This is a genomic window from Actinoallomurus liliacearum (assembly GCF_039542035.1).
GTDB classification, from domain to species: domain Bacteria; phylum Actinomycetota; class Actinomycetes; order Streptosporangiales; family Streptosporangiaceae; genus Actinoallomurus; species Actinoallomurus liliacearum.
The window spans coordinates 1-17,831 of the sequence record NZ_BAABHJ010000037.1; the positions used below are offsets into that span (position 1 = coordinate 1).

A 17,831-nucleotide genomic window follows, 5' to 3' on the forward strand; every position below is an offset into this window, starting at 1 on the left:
GATCACCCTGGTCTCCGCACTGTTGTGGATCACCACGTGATCCACCGGACAGACCCTAGGCACGATGGGCTGCCTCCGGAGAGTGTGCCGCCTAGTCGCAGAGGGCCCAGATGTCCCCGTCCTTCTCCTTGAGCGGCTCGAGGATGCGCAGGGCGTCCCGTCGGCCCAGCTCGATCGCCTGGTCGATGAACTCCGGCTCGAACAGCAGGTAGCTCATCAGCTCACCGCGGCTCGTCGTCGGCCCGATGAGCGCGCTGAGCAGGCGCAGCTCGGGGTGCTGGAGTCCGCGCACCCCGGCCATGGCCGTCGACAGGACCGTGTTGGCGAGCTGTCCCAGCTCGTCCACGTCGCCCGGAGCCGGTCCGGCGAAGAGGCAGTCGATGACGCGGTACTTACGGCCGGTGGCCCGGCTCATGACGTTCGTGGCGCCCGCCCGTACCAGTTGGTTGATGTCTCGCAGGGTGTTCAGGTCCTCCAGCATGTAGTCCACCAGCGCGCCGTTGAGGAGTTGGGCGAAGGTGTCCTGAACGGTCGGCGGCATCCCGGCGTGGTCGCCGATCGGCTTGTCCAGGCGCTTACCGGGGTCGGTGGCGATCACGACGACCCGTTCGACGCCGAGGTCGATCGCCGGCTCGATCGGCGCGTTCAGCCGGACTCCGCCGTCGATGTACCAGCCGTCGGTCTCCTCGGTCTTGATGCGCACCGGCGGGAACAGCACCGGGATGGCGGCCGAGGCCATGATGTGGTCGGGCATCAGGTGGGCATCGAGGTAGTCGACCGCGCGGATCAGGTCGTTCTCCGGGGTGCGGACGTTCGGGCTCTCGATGAAGATCTGCGTGCGCCCCGTGTGACTCGCCGTGGCCGTGACGGCAACCGCCTTCACGGCTCCGGTGCGCAGGTTCTTGTGCAGGTCCCGCCAGTTCAGCATGCGGGCCAGGGCGGTTCCCAGCGGCCGGGTGTCGAGCAGTCCGCCGGTCATCGGGATCGGGAGGTTGCCCAGCCTGAGCAGGTAGCGCATCGCCGCGAACGGCAGCGTCGGCAGGATCGGCCTGAAGACCATGCCGCGGCGCACCGATCGCCACATCGACAGCGCTCGTTCGGCGGCTTCGGCGGCGTCCAGATGCGCGAGGGAGGCGAAGAGCGCGGCGTTGATCGCACCGGCGCTGGTGCCCACGAAGACGGACGGCCGGTAGCCCCGGTTGTCGAGCTCCGGCAGCAGGACCGACATCACCCCGGCCTCGTACGCGCCGCGCGCACCGGCCCCCGCCAGCACGACGCCGACGCTGCCGTCCGACGGTTCTTCCCGCCTGCCGCGCTGCTGCGGCCGTTCCCGCTGCTCCTCGCGGTGCTCCTGTTGCCGCGCCCGCTGAGCCGTCTCTGTCATCGGTGCCCTCCTCGAGTTCCGTGGCGTTTCGGGACATGCGAGGGGGTCAACGACGCAATGCCCTGTGACACGACGGGGAACCCCAAGAGAACGCACAGGTAGTTCGCGGATTCCGCGCGAACCCGCGTCAATCACGCGAACCGGGTCCGACCGTGCGAACCGCTCGAGGAGCGGCGGGGTCACGGCTCCTGCATCACCGGCCTCCGTTGCGGGTTCGTCGTCCAGGACAGCAGCGCCGACACGACCGCGCAGACCATCATGACCCAGTACACGGCCGGATAGCCGGACGCGTTGGCGATGAGACCCGCGAACGGGCCGCCCACCGCCAGCCCGATGTCCCAGAACGAGGTGAATCCGCCCAGCGCCGCGCCCTGCTGCGCCGGCTCCGTACGGTTGATGACGAGCAGGGCGAGCGCCGGGAACAGCAGGGACAGGCCCGCGCCCATCACCAGGCCCCCGATGATGACGGTGACCAGGTTCGAGGCGACGGCGACGACCAGCAGCCCGACGGCCTCGACGATCGCCGACCAGAACGCCACCTGCCGCGCGCCGATCCGGTCCGGCAGGTTGCCGATGACCAAGCGGACGCCCACGTACGTGACGCCGTAGGCGTTCAACCCGGCGATCCCGTCGGAGACGCCGCGCGCCGCCATGTGCAGCGCCACGAACGACGACAGTGCCGCGTACCCGAGGGCGGCGAGCGACAGCGCGACGCCGGGCAGCACCGTGCTGACCGGCAGGATGGCGGCGCGGGCCGTCGTCGCGGCCTCGGGCTGCTCCGGGCGTTCCCGGAGCGACACGACGAGGAGGCCGAGCGCGCCGACCACGACGCACAGGCCCCAGACGGCGGAGAAGCCGCTCTCCCGCATCGCCACCGTGCCGAGCAGCGCGCCGAGGGTGATCCCCAGCCACATGGAGATCCCGTACAGCCCGACGACGCGGCCCCGCCGCTCGGTCGGGCACAGCCGCACCAGCCAGGCCGCGCCCGACGTGTAGACGCTGCCCTCCCCGATGCCGTGCAGGATCCGCACGGCGACCAGGACCGGGACGTCGCGGGCGGCGTAGTAGCCCGCGCCGGCCAGGACGCAGATCGCCGCGCCGGCCAGCATGACGAGCTTGTAGCCGTGGCGGTCGCCGATCCGCCCGGCGATCGGGCGCGTGACGACCGCGGCGACGGCGATCGTGGCGGTCACGACGCCCACCTCGACCTTGTTGCCGTGCAGTTCGTCCAGCACGTAGAAGGGCAGGGTGCCGAGCGACGCGCCGACGCCGAGGAGGCAGAAGAAGATCCCGCCGAACATCGCGGCGTACGGGCGGTAGAACGCCAGATTCCTCATGCGGCGTCCGCCGGAGCGACGATGTAGAAGAGCGCGGGGAGGAGCACGGCGAGCCCTTCGTAGACCTCGGCGCAGACGGCGACGCCCGGCCGCGCGAAGGTCCCTGGCGGAGGCTCCGCGACGCGGATCACGGAGCGGCGCGCGTCCAGGAGCCGGGCCGCCACCGAGATGTCGCCGACCAGGGCCGTGCCCGGGGCCACCCAGCGGTTCCGGCTGATCTTCATGCCGTTGCTCGTGGCCAGCTCCGCCAGCAGCCCGTTCCGGCCGAGGAGGTGGTGGTAGAAGTCGTTCGGGTTGACGATCATCGCGTGTGGGGTGGCGCCCGTCTGCTCGATCTCGTCGCAGGCCGTCAGGATCCCGGTGACGTAGTCGCGGTAGGCGATCCGGGCGATGTCCGGATGGTTGAGCAGGCCGTACGGCCCGTTCGTCAGGGCCTGGTTCTCCGCGGTCGCCAGGCGGACGAGCAGCCGGTAGTCGATGAACTCCGCGAGCGCGTCCGGGTCGTCGGCGAGCCCGTCGGGGATCTGCACCCACGCCTGGATCGGGTGGACGCCCGCCTCGGCCATGCCGAACCGGAACGCGGCCTCGCGGCGGGTGTCGGCGTCCAGTACCGCCCTGGCGTCCTCGGCGGCCGGCCGCGTCTCGGTCCAGAACCGCGCGACGTCCTCGTCGACCGGGCGCACCTTCAGCAGGTTCCGTACGGTCAGCCGTGGCCGGTCCTTCGTGGGCTCGTGCGCCTCGGTGATGGTGTAGTCGAACCTCACCTCGGCACGTTCGGGGTCGGCCGCGAAGGCCCGCGCGAACAACCGTCCGGGGGACTGCCGCAGCAGACCGGTGGTGGTGTCCGCCGGCACTGTCTCTGTTGCCATGCCTGCTCCTGCTCAGAACGCGTGCTGGACGAGTTGCTCGTAGAACGGCAGGTGGTGGTCGTAGAAGGACTTCAGGGTGGTGTCGTTGTCGACCGTGACGGGATAGGTGTTCCTGCGGCTCGTGAAGCCGGTGCTGTGGCTCGCGTCGACGTGCCACTCACGGGTCCGCCGCCACTCGGGCCGCTCGCCGGCCTTCCAGGCGAGCGCCCCGGGGAGGAACGGCAGCCCGGTGTACGCGCAGAAGCTCCTGACCACCGCCTCCGGGTCGCCTAGGAGGCGCTCCGCGCGGATGACGAGCGGCACGCGGCCGGTGGCGGACCGGACGGTCTCGAAGAGCTCGTACAGGCGCTCGTAGCCGATCTCCGCGCAGGTCACCGCGGGCTTCACCGCGTAGTGCGAGCTGATCGTCTGTTTCGGGTCACGGACGATGAAGGTGTGCGTCAGCCCGGCGAGCTCACCGGACCGCTCGCGCACGAACGCGTAGTCGTAGTCGACGACCTCCTTGACGAACACCGGGCGCGTCCGGCCGAGCTCCGCGAGCCGGGCGAGGAGCTCCTCCTCCGACCGCGCGGTCGTCCGGCCGCCGTCCGCGGCGGGCACGGCGACCTCGCCCTCCTCGGTCAGCGTGAGGAAGGGCTCGTGCAGGACGGCGACGTCGCCCCGCTCGATCATCATGCGCAGGAACGCGGTCGAGGCCGAGCGCGAATGCGCCCACATCATGATCACTCCGGCGCTCACATCGACCACCACGTCGGGACGCGGTCCCAGCGGTGTTCGCGCAGCTCCCGCAGCAGCGCGTCGTCGAGCGGCCGGCCGTCGCCCACCGCGAGGTTGGCGCGGACGTGGGCGGGCCTGCGCATGCCGGGGATCACCGTGCTCACCGCCGGGTGGTGCAGGATGAACCGCAGCGCCATCTCCGGCAGCGACATGCCCTCCGGCAGGACCTCCTTCAGGCGCTCGGCGCGTTCGACGCTCGGCTTGAGGTTCTCGTCGCAGAAGTAGGTGGCGCGCCAGTCCTCCTCCGGGAACGTGCTGTCGGCGGTCAGCGTGCCGGTGAGCGTTCCCTCGTCGAACGGCACCCGCGCGATGATCCCGATGCCCTCCCGCCGCGCGCGCTCGAACAGCTCGTCCTCGGGCGCCTGGTCGAAGATGTTGTAGATCACCTGGATCACGTCGATGAGGCCGGTGTCGAGCGCGGCGAGGCAGTTCGCCGGCTCCCACCGGTTGACGCTGATGCCGACCGCGTCGACGACGCCCTCCCGCTTGAGGTCGGCGACGACCTCCTGCCAGCGCTCGTCGCCGGCCCAGCGGTCCTCCCACGTGTGGAACTGCAGCAGGTCGACGCGGGAGGTCCCGAGGTTCTCCAGGCTGCGGTAGGTGTACTCCCGCATGTGGTCGGCCGGGTAGGCGTCGTCGAGGGTGTCCTCGGGACCGGGCGGCCACTCGCGGTTCTTCGGCGGGATCTTCGTCGCGACGTACAGCCGCCGGTCGGGATGGCGTTTCAGCAGCGCGCCCAGCATCTGCTCGCTGATGCCGCGCCCGTACACCCAGGCGGTGTCGAAGAACGTGCAGCCCAGCTCGACCGCCTCGTCGAGGCAGCGCGGCGCGAGGTCGTAGTCCCAGCCGGTGAAGTTGCCGGGGCCGCCGCCGATGCCCCACATCCCGTAGCCGACCTCGCTGACCTCCCAGCCGAGTCTTCCCATCGTGCGATAGCGCATCGCTCGCCCTTCCCGTCTCGTCGTCAGCTGGTGGAAACCTGGCGTCGCGGCCCCAGCGCGTCGTGGGGCTCCGGCGTCTCGCCCCGGACGAGGCGGTCCCGGTACGCGGCGATCGCGCCGTCGAGCCGCCCGTCGGTGAGCTCCCCGCGCTCCTCGAGCAGGCGGCACTCGTCCTTGCGGAACAGCCGTGGGTTGTCGGTGAGCATGGCCGCGAACGCCTCCTTCAGCGTTCGCTCGTCCGCGTCGGGCCGGCCGGGCAGGAGCGACGCGAGAGCGGTCAGCTCCCGGTCCCCGGTGGCGAGGGCGGCCTCCCGCACCCGGGCGAGGAAGTCGCCGCAGGGGATCGCGGGCAGCGGCGCCATCACCGCGCCGAAGTCGACGCTCTCCGGATGGAAGACGTTGAACGTACGGCCCCAGGCGTCGCGGTCGCAGACCGCGGCCACCACCCGGGCGGCCACGTAGTCGACGGGTGTGTAGTCCGACAGGATCGCGGCGTCGGGCCGCACGCCGAGGCGCGGGAACGCCGCGAGCAGCAGGTGGGTGAGCGCCGAGGTGTTCGGGTACGCGTTGTCCTCGCTCGGCATCACCTCGCCGAGCCGTAGCACGGTCACCAGCGCGCCCCGCGCCCGCGCGGCGGCCAGGTGCCGTTCGGCGACCAGCTTCGAGCGGGCGTACCCGCCGTCGGGCATTCTCGCGCGGGACGGTTCGAACCCCTCGGAAAGCGGCTCCTCGTGGCCGAGCGCCTCGCTCTGCAGCGTCGCCAGCGTCGAGACGTGGTGCAGTGGAACCGGCCGGTGCGCCATCGCCAGCCGCAGCAGCTCGACGGTGCCGCGCACGTTCGCGTGGCGGTGCGCGCGGTAGTCGAACAGGAAGTTCACCATCGCGCCGTTGTGCAGCACCAGGTCGCAGGTGCGGGCGAGGTGCTCCCAGGTGCCGGGGTCCAGGCCCAGGCCGGGCCGGGACAGGTCGCCGGCGTAGCCCTCGATCCGGTCGGCGAACCGCGACTCCCACAGGCCGCGTTCGGCGAGCGCGCCGACCACCCGTGCCGTGGCGCCGAAGTCGCCGCCGGCGCGGGTGAGACAGCGCACCCGCAGGTCGGTACGGGCCAGCAGCTCGTGCACGAGGCGGCTGCCGACGAACCCGGTCGCCCCGGTCACCAGCACGGTCCGCAGCCTCCCGGCGGGGTCGGCGGCCCGGATCGGCTCGCCGTCGGGCACGGCCGCGTCGCGGACCATGAGCACCGACTCCGCCTCGATCACCGCTCCGCCACGCCGCCGGGCCTCGATCAGCCCGGTCAGCCCGTCGGCGGTCGGCCGTTCGTACAGGTCCTGGACCTCCACCTCGACCCCGCACTCGGCGGTGAGCATGCGGACGAGCGACAGCGCCTGGAGCGAGTCCCCGCCCGCCTCCATGAAGTGCGCGTCGGCGGCCAGGTCCGGCCGGCCGAGCACCGAGCGGAGCGCCCGCAGCACCTGGTCGGCCGGCGTCGCCGCGGGCGGGCTCTCGGCCAGCCGCGCGGCGTCCTCCGCGAGCCGGGCGTCGAGGATGGCCTGGAGCCGTCCCCGGTCGGCCTTGCCGTTGTCGTTCAGCGGGATGTCCGGCAGCAGGAAGTAGTACCGGGGCACGCTGATCCGGGGCAGCGTGCGGCGCAGCCCGTCCCGGAGCGCGTCCACCGTCAGGTCCGTCCCGGACGCGAACAGGGCCAGCGACCTCGTGCCCGCCTGCTCGGCGACGAGGACCTCCGCCTGCCGCACCCCGGGGCACTTCTCCGCCGCGACCGCGATCTCGCCGAGCTCGATCCGGACCCCGCCGATCTTGACCTGGAAGTCCTTGCGCCCGGAGAAGTAGAGCAGGCCCTGGTCGTCGAGGTGGCCGAGGTCGCCGGTGCGGTAGAGCCGGTCGCCGGGGATCTCGGGGAAGGGATTGCGGACGAACGCCTGCGCGGTGGCCGCCGGCGCGCCCAGGTAGCCGGCGCCCAGGCAGGCGCCGCCGATGACGATCTCGCCGACGGTGCCGGGCGGCACGGGGCGGAGGCCGTCGTCCACCACCACGGCGTAGCAGTTGTCGATCGGGCGGCCCAGCGGCACGGCGTCGCCGTCCGCGGGGGAGACGGTGTGGAAGACCATCCCGATGCTCGCCTCGGTCGGCCCGTAGCCGTTGGTCACCGTGAGACCCGGCAACTGGGCCATCATCCGGTGGACGGCGTCGGGGTTGAGCGGCTCGCTGCCCACGATCAGCCATCGCAGCGACGAGAGCCTGCGCAGCGACCGCTCGTCGCGGTCCACCTCGGCCGCCAGCGCGTTGAAGATGCTCGACACGAAGTCCGTGGCGGTCACGCCGTACTCCGCGATCGTGTCGATCGTCCGCCGCAGGTCCAGGAACTCGCCCTGGACCTGCAGCACGGCGTGCCCGCCCGTGATCAGCGGCAGGAACAGCTGCCAGAGCGAGGAGTCGAAGGTGTGCTTGCTGTTCTGCAGCACCACGTCCGCGTCGGTCACGCCGAAGTAGCGCGCCATGGCGCGGAGCCGGTTGGTGAGCCCGGCGTGCCGGTTCATCGCGCACTTGGGCGTGCCCGTCGTGCCCGAGGTGAAGAAGCCGTAGACCAGGTCGTCAGGCTCCGGCGCCGCGGTGGCGCGGTGCTCCGCCGGCGTGATCAGGTCGACGTCGACCACGACCGCGCGGCCGCGGTGCTCCTCCGGGATCGACTCCGCGGCGGCGCACGGCACGGGGGTTCTGGGCAGTACGCCGAACGTGCTGCGGATCCGCTCCCGCGGCCACGCCGGGTCCAGCGGCACGAACGCCGCGCCGAGCCTCATCAGCGCCAGGTACGTGATCGGCAGCTCGAGGCTGTTGACGAGCAGGACGGGCACCACGTCGCCCCTGCGCACCCCGCGCTCGGCCAGCGTGGCGGCGAGGCCGCCCACCAGCTCGTCCAGCCGCCGGTAGGTGAGCGTGCGCCCGCCGCATGAGACGGCCGGGCGTTCGGGATGCCGGTCGGCCCGCTCCTCGATCAGTGCGGAGACCGGACGGAACCCGCCGTGGTCGACCGCTCGTCCGGTGAAGCGCCGCTTGGACGGATCACGCTGGTCTGTGGAACTTATCGGTGACTTCCAATCACCGCATACGTCGTCGGCCGACTGTCCGGGCATCCACACCTCCCCATCCGGGGGTCACAAAAGGTGGGCGGGCCCTTTCTGGGACCCGCCGGAGATATGGCTGCGAAGCTGGCGGTAAATTAAGCCGCTCGCCGCGGATTTCGCAAGGCCCTCTTCCGGGTACCTCATCGGACCTCGCGCCCGGAACGGATGGTGGCCGTTTCGTCGCCGTACGGAGTCGCCCGAGAGGCTCCTGGCCGGTGGGGCCCCACGCGGAATCGTCATCGACCGGCCGAGTTGACTGAGCGCGGACCGGCGTCGACGTGCCCCTGTGGCCATCGGATTCGCCGAGCTCCGCCAGAGTGGGGGCCGCCGTCATATGCGGCGATCCCGAGCGCCCGCGGCGCGAGCCGCGGGCGCGCCGGCCGCGACGGGACCCCTATCCGAACGCCGGTCGACCGGGGGCGGAACGTACATTATCGACGGCCTGCGATGACCTCGACCTGGCCGCTCCTGATTTCGGTCCGGTGGGATCTCTGCGCGAATCTGTTTCGGTCAGATGATCTTGCAAAATGGCGATCGATGATCGGTATTCCGATCATCTCCGACGTATTCCGGGTAGAGCCTCACGCATTTACCGGTGCCTTTTCTCGCTGAAGCAGGGTTGTCGGATGATGTTTCTGACTCTGTAATATGACTCGCCATCGCGACCTGCCGTTGCCGGCGGTCACCGGACCGGGCGGGCCTCCTGGAACCGGGCGGGCGACAGCGCCGCCGGATCGACGCCGGCGTCGGCGGGCGGCGTACGGGTCGCGGCGGCCGCGGCGATCCGGCCGACGGCGGCCGATGTCTGCACGCCGTACCCGCTGAGGCCGGCGAGCCAGACGAAGCCCGGCACGTCCGGCGCCTCACCGATCACCGGGGTGTCGTCCAGAGCCGCGGTCCGCAGCCCGGCCCACGCGTGCCGGACGCTACGGATCCGCAACGTCGTGGCCTCCTGGACCCGTTCGACCGCGCGCGCGACGTCGAGGTCGTCCGGGCGCGCGTCGCACGGCGGCACGGGCGTCGCGTCGGACGGGGAGACGAGCAGCCGTCCCGACTCCGGCTTGAGGTAGAAGGTGTCGGCCACGTCGGTCACCATCGGCCACCGGGCGGCGTCGGTCCCGTCGGGCGGGTCCGCCAGGAACGCCGTACGGCGCAGCGGCGTGAGGCCCAGCGGGCGGACGCCGGCGAGCGCGGCGACCTCGTCCGCCCACGCCCCGGCCGCGTCGACCACGACGGGCGCGGTGAACACGCCCGCGTCAGTCGCCGCCCGCCAGCGCCCACCGTCACGCGACAGCTCCCGTACCCGCGCGCCCGTGACCACCGTGCCGCCGCGCGCCCGGACGCCGCGCAGGAACCCCTGGTGGAGCAGGTCGACGTCGATGTCCATCGCGCCCGGCTTGACCATCGCGCGGATGTACCGCCCGGTCCGGACGATCGGGCAGTACTCCGTGACCTCGGCGACGTCGATCTCCCGGACCGGGACGGGAGCGGACAGCCCGTCGGCGAGCATCGCGGCGAAGTCGTCCTCCGCGCCCGCCGGGCACAGCGTCAGCACGCCGCGCGGAGAGAGCAGCGGTCCGTCGGCGAAGCCCGGCGGCGGTGCCGTGAGGAACGCGCGGCTCGCCGCGGTGAGCGCGCGCACGGTGGGGTTGCCGTAGTACTCGGAGAACAACGCGGCGGACCGCCCGGTCGAGTGGTACCCCGGAGCGGACTCCATCTCCAGGAGGGTCACGTCGCCGAACGCGGACAGGAAGTAACCTGCGGCGGCACCGGCCACGCCGGCGCCCACAACGAGGAAATCGCCCATCCTCGCAAAGGATCACACGGTGCCGGAACGCGCAATCGTCGTCCGGCCCCGCACGGCGAGGCATTTTGAACCGGTCATTGACCGCTATAACGGGCGGCCTCTACGGTGCGCTGGACAGCAGAGACGGGTCGGGACAGGCAGGTACCAATGAGCGGTGTCCAGGGCGGCGCCTCGGCGGACGGCGAGAGCGGGCGGCCACTCCGGATCGAGACGCACGGCATCGACGTGATCGGAGACGCCGACCGCAAGGGACGGCCCCGGCAACTGTTCTTCCCCTGGTTCGGCGCGAACGTGTCGATCCTCGGGCTGAGCTACGGGTCGTTCGCGCTCGGCTTCGGCATCTCGTTCTGGCAGGCCCTGCTGGCCGGGCTGGTCGGCATCGTCTTCTCGTTCCTCCTGTGCGGTCTCATCGCGGTCGCCGGCAAGCGCGGGTCGGTGCCGACGATGGTGCTGAGCCGGGCGGCGTTCGGCGTCCGGGGCAACCGGCTGCCGTCGGCCATCTCCTGGCTGCTCACCGTGGGCTGGGAGACGGTCCTGACCGCCCTGGCGACGATGGCGACCGCGACCGTCTTCGGCCGTCTCGGCTGGGGCGGCGGTACCGCCACCAAGGTCGTCGCGCTCATCGTCGTCGCGGTGCTGATCGTCGGTGGCGGCGTCATCGGCTTCGACCTGATCATGCGCATGCAGGCGGTCATCACCGTCCTCACCGGCGCGCTGACGGTCGTCTACATCCTCCTGGTCGCGCACCGGATCGAGTGGCACACCGTCAGCGCCATCCACGCCGGCTCCACCCAGGAGGTCATCGGCGCCCTGGTCTTCATGATGACCGGTTTCGGCCTCGGCTGGGTGAACGCCGCCGCCGACTACTCCCGCTACCTGCCCAGGAGCACCTCCGGCCGCGGCGTCGTCGGCTGGACGACCTTCGGGGCGTCCCTGGCGCCGGCCGTGCTGCTCGTCTTCGGCCTGCTCCTCGCCGGATCGTCGGCCGACCTCGGCAAGGCGATCGCCGCCGACCCGATCGGCGCGCTCACGACGATCCTGCCCACCTGGTTCCTCATCCCGTTCGCCGCGGTGGCGGTGCTCGGCCTCGTCGGCGGCGCCGTACTCGACATCTACTCCTCCGGGCTGGCCCTGCTGGCGGCCGGCCTGCGGGTGCCGCGGTACGCCGCCGCCCTGGTCGACGGCGTGCTCATGATGCTGGGGACCGTCTACGTCGTCTTCGTCTCCGGCGACTTCCTCGGCCAGTTCACCGGTTTCCTCACGACCCTCGGCGTCCCCGTCGCCGCCTGGTGCGGGATCATGCTGGCCGACATCGCGCGCCGCCGCCGGGACTACGACGAGACCGACCTCTACCGGCCGGCGGGCCGGTACGGCGACGTTCCGCCGCTGCCCCCGGTGATTCTGCTCGCCGCCACCGCCATCGGCTGGGGTCTGGTGACCAACACGGCCGCGAGCTGGCTCAAATGGCAGGGGTACCTGCTCGAGCCGCTCGGCCTCGGCGGCAGGTCCGGCTCCTGGGCCTTCGCCAACCTCGGCGTGCTGGCCGCACTCGTGATCGGCTTCGCCGCGATGTGGGCGCTGAACCGCGCGACCGTACGCGCCCAGGAGACCCGCCCGTCCGCCGCCCTGGGGGCGACCCAGGACGCCGCCTCGGCTTGACCGCCGCGCCGCCACGGTATTCGGTGGCGGAATGCTCCGGGGCGTCGCGACACTGGGGCCTCGGGAACAGAGGAGCGGTGAGCGATGACGGGGCGGCGTGCGACGTTGACGTTGTGGCGGCCGGTCGGGCCTGCCGAGCTGGCGTTGCTGCGCGCGTCCGGGTGGCGGGCATGGCCGCCTCGGCTGCCCGACCAGCCGATCTTCTATCCGGTGCTGAACGAGGCGTACGCGGTCAAGATCGCCCGGGACTGGAACGTCCCGGCGTCGGGTGCCGGGTTCGTGACGCGCTTCGAGGTCGACGCCGGCTTCGCACGTCGCTACCCCGTCCGGCAGGCCGGCGGCCGGACCATCCTGGAGCTGTGGGTGCCGGCGGAGGAACTCGAGGAGTTCAACGCCCACCTGGCCGGTCCCATCCAGGTCGTCCGCGAGTACCACGTCCCCGGTTACGGGCCGCTGGCGGCTCGCGTCGCCGACGCCGCCGCCGGTCGCGAACCCGCGGATGAGGTCACGGCGATGCTGTCGGTCGCGAGCGCGACGACCTGGATCGGGCTCGACCGGGCGTTCCGTACGGCCGGGGTGAGGTACGGCGCCGGTACGGCGGCGGCCTCGCTGCCGAGGGACGCGCGCCTGCCGTCGCTCGTCATGGCCTGCTCCGGAGACGGGCACCGGAGGGAGGCCGCGGTCGCGAGCGCGGCGTGGAGCAGGCTGCCGCTTCCCATCCTCGTGCTGCGCACCGCCGACTGGGTGCCGCAGGTCCGCGAGCGGGCGCGCCGGTCCCTGGAGGCGGCGTTGCGGACCGCGGACACCGCCGCCCTTCCGGCGGCCGCGAGTGTCGCGGTCGCGATGGGATCGTGGGCGCGAGGTCCCCATGCTCTGGATGCCTTGGCGGAGGCCCTGCGGTCGGCTCCGGAGGACGCGCTGGCGTCGGCTCGGGCCCACCGCGACCGCGGGCTGCGGCGCTGGGCGTACCGGCTGTGGCTGGAGTCGGGCCGGGCCCGATCCGAGGAGGTCATGCGCGCCGCGCTGGGGGAGCGGGACGTGGTCTGCCGCGCCCTGTGCGCGGAGCGGGTCGTGGCCGAAGCCGTACGAGACGAGCGTCCCGACGTGCTGGAGCGGTTGCTCGGGGAGGGCGGCGCGAACGTCCGGATCGAGGCGCTCACGGCCCTGGTGCGACTCGGCCGTCCCGAGACCGGTGCCGCGTATCTGGCGGACCGGCCGACGATGATGCGCGCCACCGCGCAGTGGGCCGTCCGCCGTGAGGGGCGTGACCCCGCCGTGCTCTACCGCGAGGCCCTGGCCACGGATCCGGCGGCGGGCCGGATTCGGACGCTGGTCGCCGGGCTCGGTGAATGCGGTACCCGGCAGGACATCGATCTGCTGCTGCCGTTCCTGGAGCACCCGAGTCCTCGGGTGCGGGCGGAGGCGGTCCGTGCCGTCCGCCGCCTGGGGGTGTCTCTCGCGCGGATCGCCCCGATGCTGGCCGACCCGGCCCCCGTGGTCGTCCGGGCGGTGGGCAAGGCGTTGCGCACCGAGCCCGACGCCGTGCCGACCGCCCGGCTCTGGGAGTAGCCGAGAGGCCGGCGGTCAGTGGCAGGGGGGCGTGTAGGCGATGCCGGGGAAGTGCTGCGCCCACTCCTCCGGGGTGACGGCCGGGAAGGAACGGGCGCAGACCCGGCGGGCGACGTCCCCGGCGTCCAGGTTCCACAGTCGTGCGGTGCCGTCGCTGCTGCCGGTGGCGAGGGTGTGTCCGTCGGGGCTGAAGGCGACGGTGGTGATGCCGTCTGCGTGGCCGGTGATCGTGGCGAGCGGGGTCGGGTGTCGGGTGTCGGTGACGTTCCACAGTCGGGCGGTGCGGTCATTGCTGCCGGTGGCGAGGGTGTGTCCGTCGGGGCTGAAGGCGACGGTCGTGATGCTGTCCGCGTGGCCGGTGATCGTGGCGAGCGGGGTCGGGTGTCGGGTGTCGGTGACGTTCCACAGTCGCGCGGTGCCGTCGCTGCCGCCGGTGGCGAGCGTATGGCCGTCCGGGCCGAAGGCGACGGCGTTCACTCCGGCGGTGTGCCCGGTGATCACGGCGCGCGCGATCGGATGGAGCCGGTCGGTCACGTCCCAGAGCCGCGCGGTGCGGTCGCTGCTGCCGGTGGCGAGGGTGTGTCCGTCGAGGCTGAAGGCGACGGTGGTGACGCTGTCCCCGTGCCCGGTGAGGGTGGCCAGCGCGGCCGGACGGCCTGGGGCGGAGAGGTCCCACAGCCGCGCGTCGGTGCTCTCCCCGACCAGGGCGAGGGTGCGGCCGTCCGGACTGATGGCGCCGGCGAGGATGTTACCGGCTCCCACGTCCCGGGTGGCGAGCAGGGCGGGACCGCCGGGGGCGGTCAGGTTCCAGAGCCGCAGGGCGCCATCGAGGCCGGAGGTGACGAGCGTTCGCCGGTCTGGGGTGAACGCCGTGACGAGAACGCCGTCGGTGTGGCCGTCCAGCACGGCGAGGGACACGGGCCGGTCCGGGGTGGTGACGTCGTCCAGTTCGGCGGCCCGGTAGCTACCGGTGGCGAGCGTGCGGCCGTCCGGGCTGAAGGCCAGGGTGTCCACCGCGCCGGGGTGGTCGGCCAGGATCGGCGAACGCAGGTCCCAGACCCGGGACGTCTCATCGCCGCCGCCGCTCGCCAGATAAGCGCCGTCGGGGCTGAACGCCACGGCGTAGACGGTCGCGGCGTGGCCGCGGAGCACCGCGGGGTTGTCCCCGTCGGCCGGGTCGGCCACGTTCCACAGGCGGATGGTCCGGTCATAGCTGCCGCTGGCGAGTTCCCGGCCGTCCGGGGAGAACGCCAGCGCGACGACGCCGTTGCCGTGGCCTGCGAGGACGACGATGGTGCGGACATGCCGAGGATCGGTGACGTTCCAGAGCCGGATCGTGCTGTCGAAGCTCCCGGTGGCGAGCGTATGGCCGTCGGGGCTGAACGCGGCCGACAGGACGCGGTCGGTGTGCCCGTTCAGCTGGGCGAGGGCGGCGGGATGGTACGGATGGGACACGTCCCACAGCCGTACGGTGTTCTCGTACGCCGTGGTGGCGAGCGTCCGCCCGTCCGGCCCGAACGCCACCGCCGCCAGCCCCTGCCGATGGCCCGTGAGGGTCGCCGCGGCGACCGGATGGTGCGGGTCGGTCACGTCCCACAGCCGTGCGGTGCGGTCGTAGGAGGCGGTCGCGACGGTCCGCCCGTCCGGGCTGAACGCCACCGACCGGATGCCGTCGGTGTGCCCGGTCAGGACGGCCAGCGCGGCGGGGCGGTGGGGGTCGGCGACGTCCCACAGCCTGGCGGTATGGTCCCCTCCGCCGGTGACGAGCAGGCGGCCGTCCGGGCTGAACGCCACCGACGTCACGCCGTCGGTGTGCCCGGTCAGGACGGCCGACACGGTGGGGCGGTGAGGGTCGGCGACGTCCCACAGTCGCGCGGTGTGGTCCAGCCCGGCTGTGGCCAGCGTGCGGCCGTCGGGGCTGAAGACCGCGGCGTAGACGGCCGCGGTGTGGGCGGTCAGGCGCGTGGCGTACGGCGAGGCGGTGGTGCTGAGCAGGCTGCCGCGTGCCTCCGGCGTGGGGGCGAGGCGGTAGGCGGCCAGCGCGAGTTGCGCGGCGAGCGCGGGGTTCGCCGCGCCGAGGGCGGTCGCCTCGTTCGCCACCTTGCCCGACAGAGCGGAGTTGCGTTCGTCGCGGATGACCTGTCCGTTGTGCACGGCCACCCCGAGCGCCGCGCTCGCCAGCACCAGCAGGGCCGCCAGCGCGGCGGCGAACAGCCGCAGCCGTCTGCTCCGGCGCCGGGCGGCGAACCGTTCGCGGTACTCGCGGGTCGCCGAGGCTTCGAGGAACTCCCGGACGAGCGGGGTGAGAACGGCGCGCGGCCCGGCTCCGGCCACCCACTCGCGGGCGACCGCCAGCCGGGTGCCCGAGTACAGCGCGGCCGGGTCGTCGCCCTCGCGGCGCCACGCGGAGGCCGCTTCGGCGAGGCGCCGCCCGACCAGCAGCCCCGCCCGATCGGCGTTCAGCCAGTCGTGCAGCCGCGGCCACGCCGATAACACGGCGTCGTGAGCGATCGACACGGTGTCCGTGTCCGCGGTGATCAGGCGCTGCTGGACGAACCGCGCCAGGACCTCGTCGACGGCGGACGCCGGGTCGGCGGGAGAGGGGTCCTCGGGCGCGTGACCCTCCGGGGGAGGACCGCCCGGACCGAGACCGGCCAGGGGTGGGCACGCGTTGGCGCGGACCTCGGTCATGGTCAGGCGACGGCGGGTGTCGGCGGTGTCCTCGGCGACGTGCACCAGGCTGAGGAACAACCGCCGGGCCGTCTCCCGCTCTGCGGCGGTCAGCGATCCGTAGACGGCCTCGGCGGTGGCCGCGACCGCGCCGTCGATGCCGCCGACCGCCCGGTAGTCGGCGATCGTCAGTCGCCGGTTCCGGCTGTGGTCCCACGTGCTGTAGAGGGCGTGCGAGAGCAGGGGAAGGGCCCCGGCCTCGTTCGCGGCCGAGTCGGCACGTCGGCGTGGGGTGACCTCCCGCAGCAGAAGCTCGACCAGGCCGTCCTCGATGTCCAGGCGCGCCTGCCGGGCCGGCGCGGTGATCACCTCCCGCAGTTCGGCCTCGCGCATCGGGCCCACGGTGAACTGCCCGCCTCGTACCGCGGCCTCCAGCAGCGGCCGGCGCAGCGCGTGCCCGTAGAAGTCGGCCCGCAGCCCGACCACGACGACGGCGCCGGGCCGCTCGCGGGCGGCAGCGTCCAGCGCGGAGATGAACCGCTCCTGCTCCTCCTCGTCGGACCCGGCGGTGAACAGCTCCTCGAACTGGTCGACCACGATCAGGCGCCGGGTGCCCGGCCGGTCCGCCGCGGCCAGTGCGGCGACCGGCGCGGAACCCGGAGTCAGCAGTACCACGGGCCACTCCGCGGACCCGGACAGCGCGCCGCCGTGCACCGCCGCGACCAAGCCGGCGTGCAGCAGGGACGACTTTCCCGCCCCGGACGGCCCGACCACGACCCGGACGCCGTCGCCGTCCTCCCCGCCCACGAATTCGAGCAGCCGGGCGAGGGCGGCGTCGCGGCCGAAGAACCATGCGGCGTCCTCGGCCGTGAAGCCCTTCAGCCCCCGGTACGGCTCGGGTCCGCCCGGCCGTCTCCCGGGCTCCCGCCGGACCCTGACCCACGCCTCCAGCCACGCCTCGACCTGAACCGCGTCGTCCACCCCGCAGGTGCCCAGGACCTTGATCAACAGCTCCCGCGACGAGATGGAGGGCAGCCCCCGGCCGGCGAACCAGTCGCCGATCGTGCTGTGCGCGCGCTGTTCGCCGATCCGCTGTGCCACCTGACGTACCGTGAGCCCGGCCGACTCCCGCAACCGCGTCAGCTCCCGGGCGAAATCCTCACGCGCGGTGATCGCGCCCGGATCAGCGTGTTCTCCCGATACCCCCACCCCGGAACCGCCCCTCAGAGTCTCCGAACGCGGCCGCAGGAGCCTCCTCCTGAAGGGACGGGGCTGTACGGCCCTGTACGGATAGTGCCAGACACCTTCGTCCCCGACGTCCGCACTCCGCAGAATCGGGTCACACCCCGGTGAGTCCACCGATTCCGGGAAACGCCGCAACGGCGTCCGGGAACCGGTGGCGGTCGGTCCGGGGACCTCGGAGAAGGGACGACCCATGGACGGCAAGACGGCTGGAACCCTGGCGGCGCGACCGTTCGGAATGCGCTTCCTGCGCGCCTACGACGACGCGGCCGTGATCGACCTCACCGGCGCGGCGCCGGAGTACGACCCGCTGACCCAGATCAACTGGATCGGCACCGAGCAGGGGCGCGTCCCCGCACACCGCGACGTCCACATGGCCACGAGCACCCACACCCACGGGACCATGTCGGACTCCGACACGGACCACGACTAGCCG

The 17,831-nt window shown here is 72.7% G+C and carries 11 protein-coding genes and 1 pseudogene; 4 read left to right on the top strand and 8 right to left on the bottom strand.

Annotation, left to right across the window (positions count from 1 at the left end; translation table 11 throughout):
- Positions 1-91: 91 nt before the first annotated feature.
- From ABD978_RS36765 to ABD978_RS36795, 7 genes are all read right to left on the bottom strand, one after another.
- Positions 92-1,384 (bottom strand): patatin-like phospholipase family protein, encoded by a 1,293-nt coding sequence (locus ABD978_RS36765; protein WP_345364997.1) that lies wholly within the window; start codon positions 1,382-1,384, stop codon positions 92-94.
- A 179-nt stretch (positions 1,385-1,563) separates the two neighbouring features.
- Entirely contained in the window at positions 1,564-2,721 is a 1,158-nt protein-coding gene (locus ABD978_RS36770) for an MFS transporter (protein ID WP_345364999.1), read from the bottom strand.
- Complete coding sequence (locus ABD978_RS36775) at positions 2,718-3,590, bottom strand: family 3 encapsulin nanocompartment shell protein (protein ID WP_345365001.1); 873 nt, start codon at positions 3,588-3,590, stop codon at positions 2,718-2,720. Before ABD978_RS36775 ends, ABD978_RS36770 begins: the two co-directional genes overlap by 4 nt.
- 12 nt (positions 3,591-3,602) lie before the next feature.
- A complete protein-coding gene (locus ABD978_RS36780; RefSeq protein ID WP_345365003.1) occupies positions 3,603-4,328 on the bottom strand; it encodes a sulfotransferase-like domain-containing protein in 726 nt (241 codons plus the stop codon).
- Entirely contained in the window at positions 4,325-5,308 is a 984-nt protein-coding gene (locus tag ABD978_RS36785) for an aldo/keto reductase (RefSeq protein WP_345365005.1), read from the bottom strand. The genes ABD978_RS36780 and ABD978_RS36785 overlap by 4 nt, the downstream gene beginning before the upstream one ends.
- Positions 5,309-5,331: 23 nt before the next feature.
- A complete protein-coding gene (locus tag ABD978_RS36790) occupies positions 5,332-8,457 on the bottom strand; it encodes a non-ribosomal peptide synthetase (RefSeq protein ID WP_345365007.1) in 3,126 nt (1,041 codons plus the stop codon).
- 673 nt (positions 8,458-9,130) lie between these two features.
- The gene (locus tag ABD978_RS36795) at positions 9,131-10,255 is read right to left on the bottom strand and encodes an NAD(P)/FAD-dependent oxidoreductase (RefSeq protein WP_345365009.1); all 1,125 of its coding nucleotides are present in this window, start codon (positions 10,253-10,255) and stop codon (positions 9,131-9,133) included.
- A gap of 147 nt (positions 10,256-10,402) precedes the next feature.
- On the opposite strand from ABD978_RS36795, the gene ABD978_RS36800 reads away from it, so the two are divergent.
- The 3 genes and pseudogenes from ABD978_RS36800 to ABD978_RS36810 all read left to right on the top strand — a co-directional run bounded on the left by ABD978_RS36800 (position 10,403) and on the right by ABD978_RS36810 (position 13,483).
- The gene (locus ABD978_RS36800) at positions 10,403-11,914 is read left to right on the top strand and encodes a purine-cytosine permease family protein (RefSeq protein WP_345365011.1); all 1,512 of its coding nucleotides are present in this window, start codon (positions 10,403-10,405) and stop codon (positions 11,912-11,914) included.
- 84 nt (positions 11,915-11,998) lie between these two features.
- Positions 11,999-12,346: pseudogene (locus tag ABD978_RS36805) on the top strand (ADP-ribosylation/crystallin J1); the annotation flags it as partial.
- Positions 12,347-13,138: 792 nt separating this feature from the next.
- Positions 13,139-13,483: a HEAT repeat domain-containing protein gene (locus tag ABD978_RS36810; RefSeq protein WP_345365055.1), complete on the top strand. Its 345-nt coding sequence runs from the start codon at positions 13,139-13,141 to the stop codon at positions 13,481-13,483.
- Between the two features lie 15 nt (positions 13,484-13,498).
- Here the strand turns inward: ABD978_RS36810 and ABD978_RS36815 are convergent, their stop codons facing one another.
- Positions 13,499-17,590: an nSTAND1 domain-containing NTPase gene (locus tag ABD978_RS36815; RefSeq protein ID WP_345365013.1), complete on the bottom strand. Its 4,092-nt coding sequence runs from the start codon at positions 17,588-17,590 to the stop codon at positions 13,499-13,501.
- Between ABD978_RS36815 and tgmA the strand changes: the two genes are divergently transcribed.
- A complete protein-coding gene (tgmA, locus tag ABD978_RS36820) occupies positions 17,589-17,828 on the top strand; it encodes a putative ATP-grasp-modified RiPP (RefSeq protein WP_345365015.1) in 240 nt (79 codons plus the stop codon). The two genes, ABD978_RS36815 and tgmA, sit on opposite strands and share 2 nt — an antisense overlap.
- Positions 17,829-17,831 lie beyond the last annotated feature (3 nt).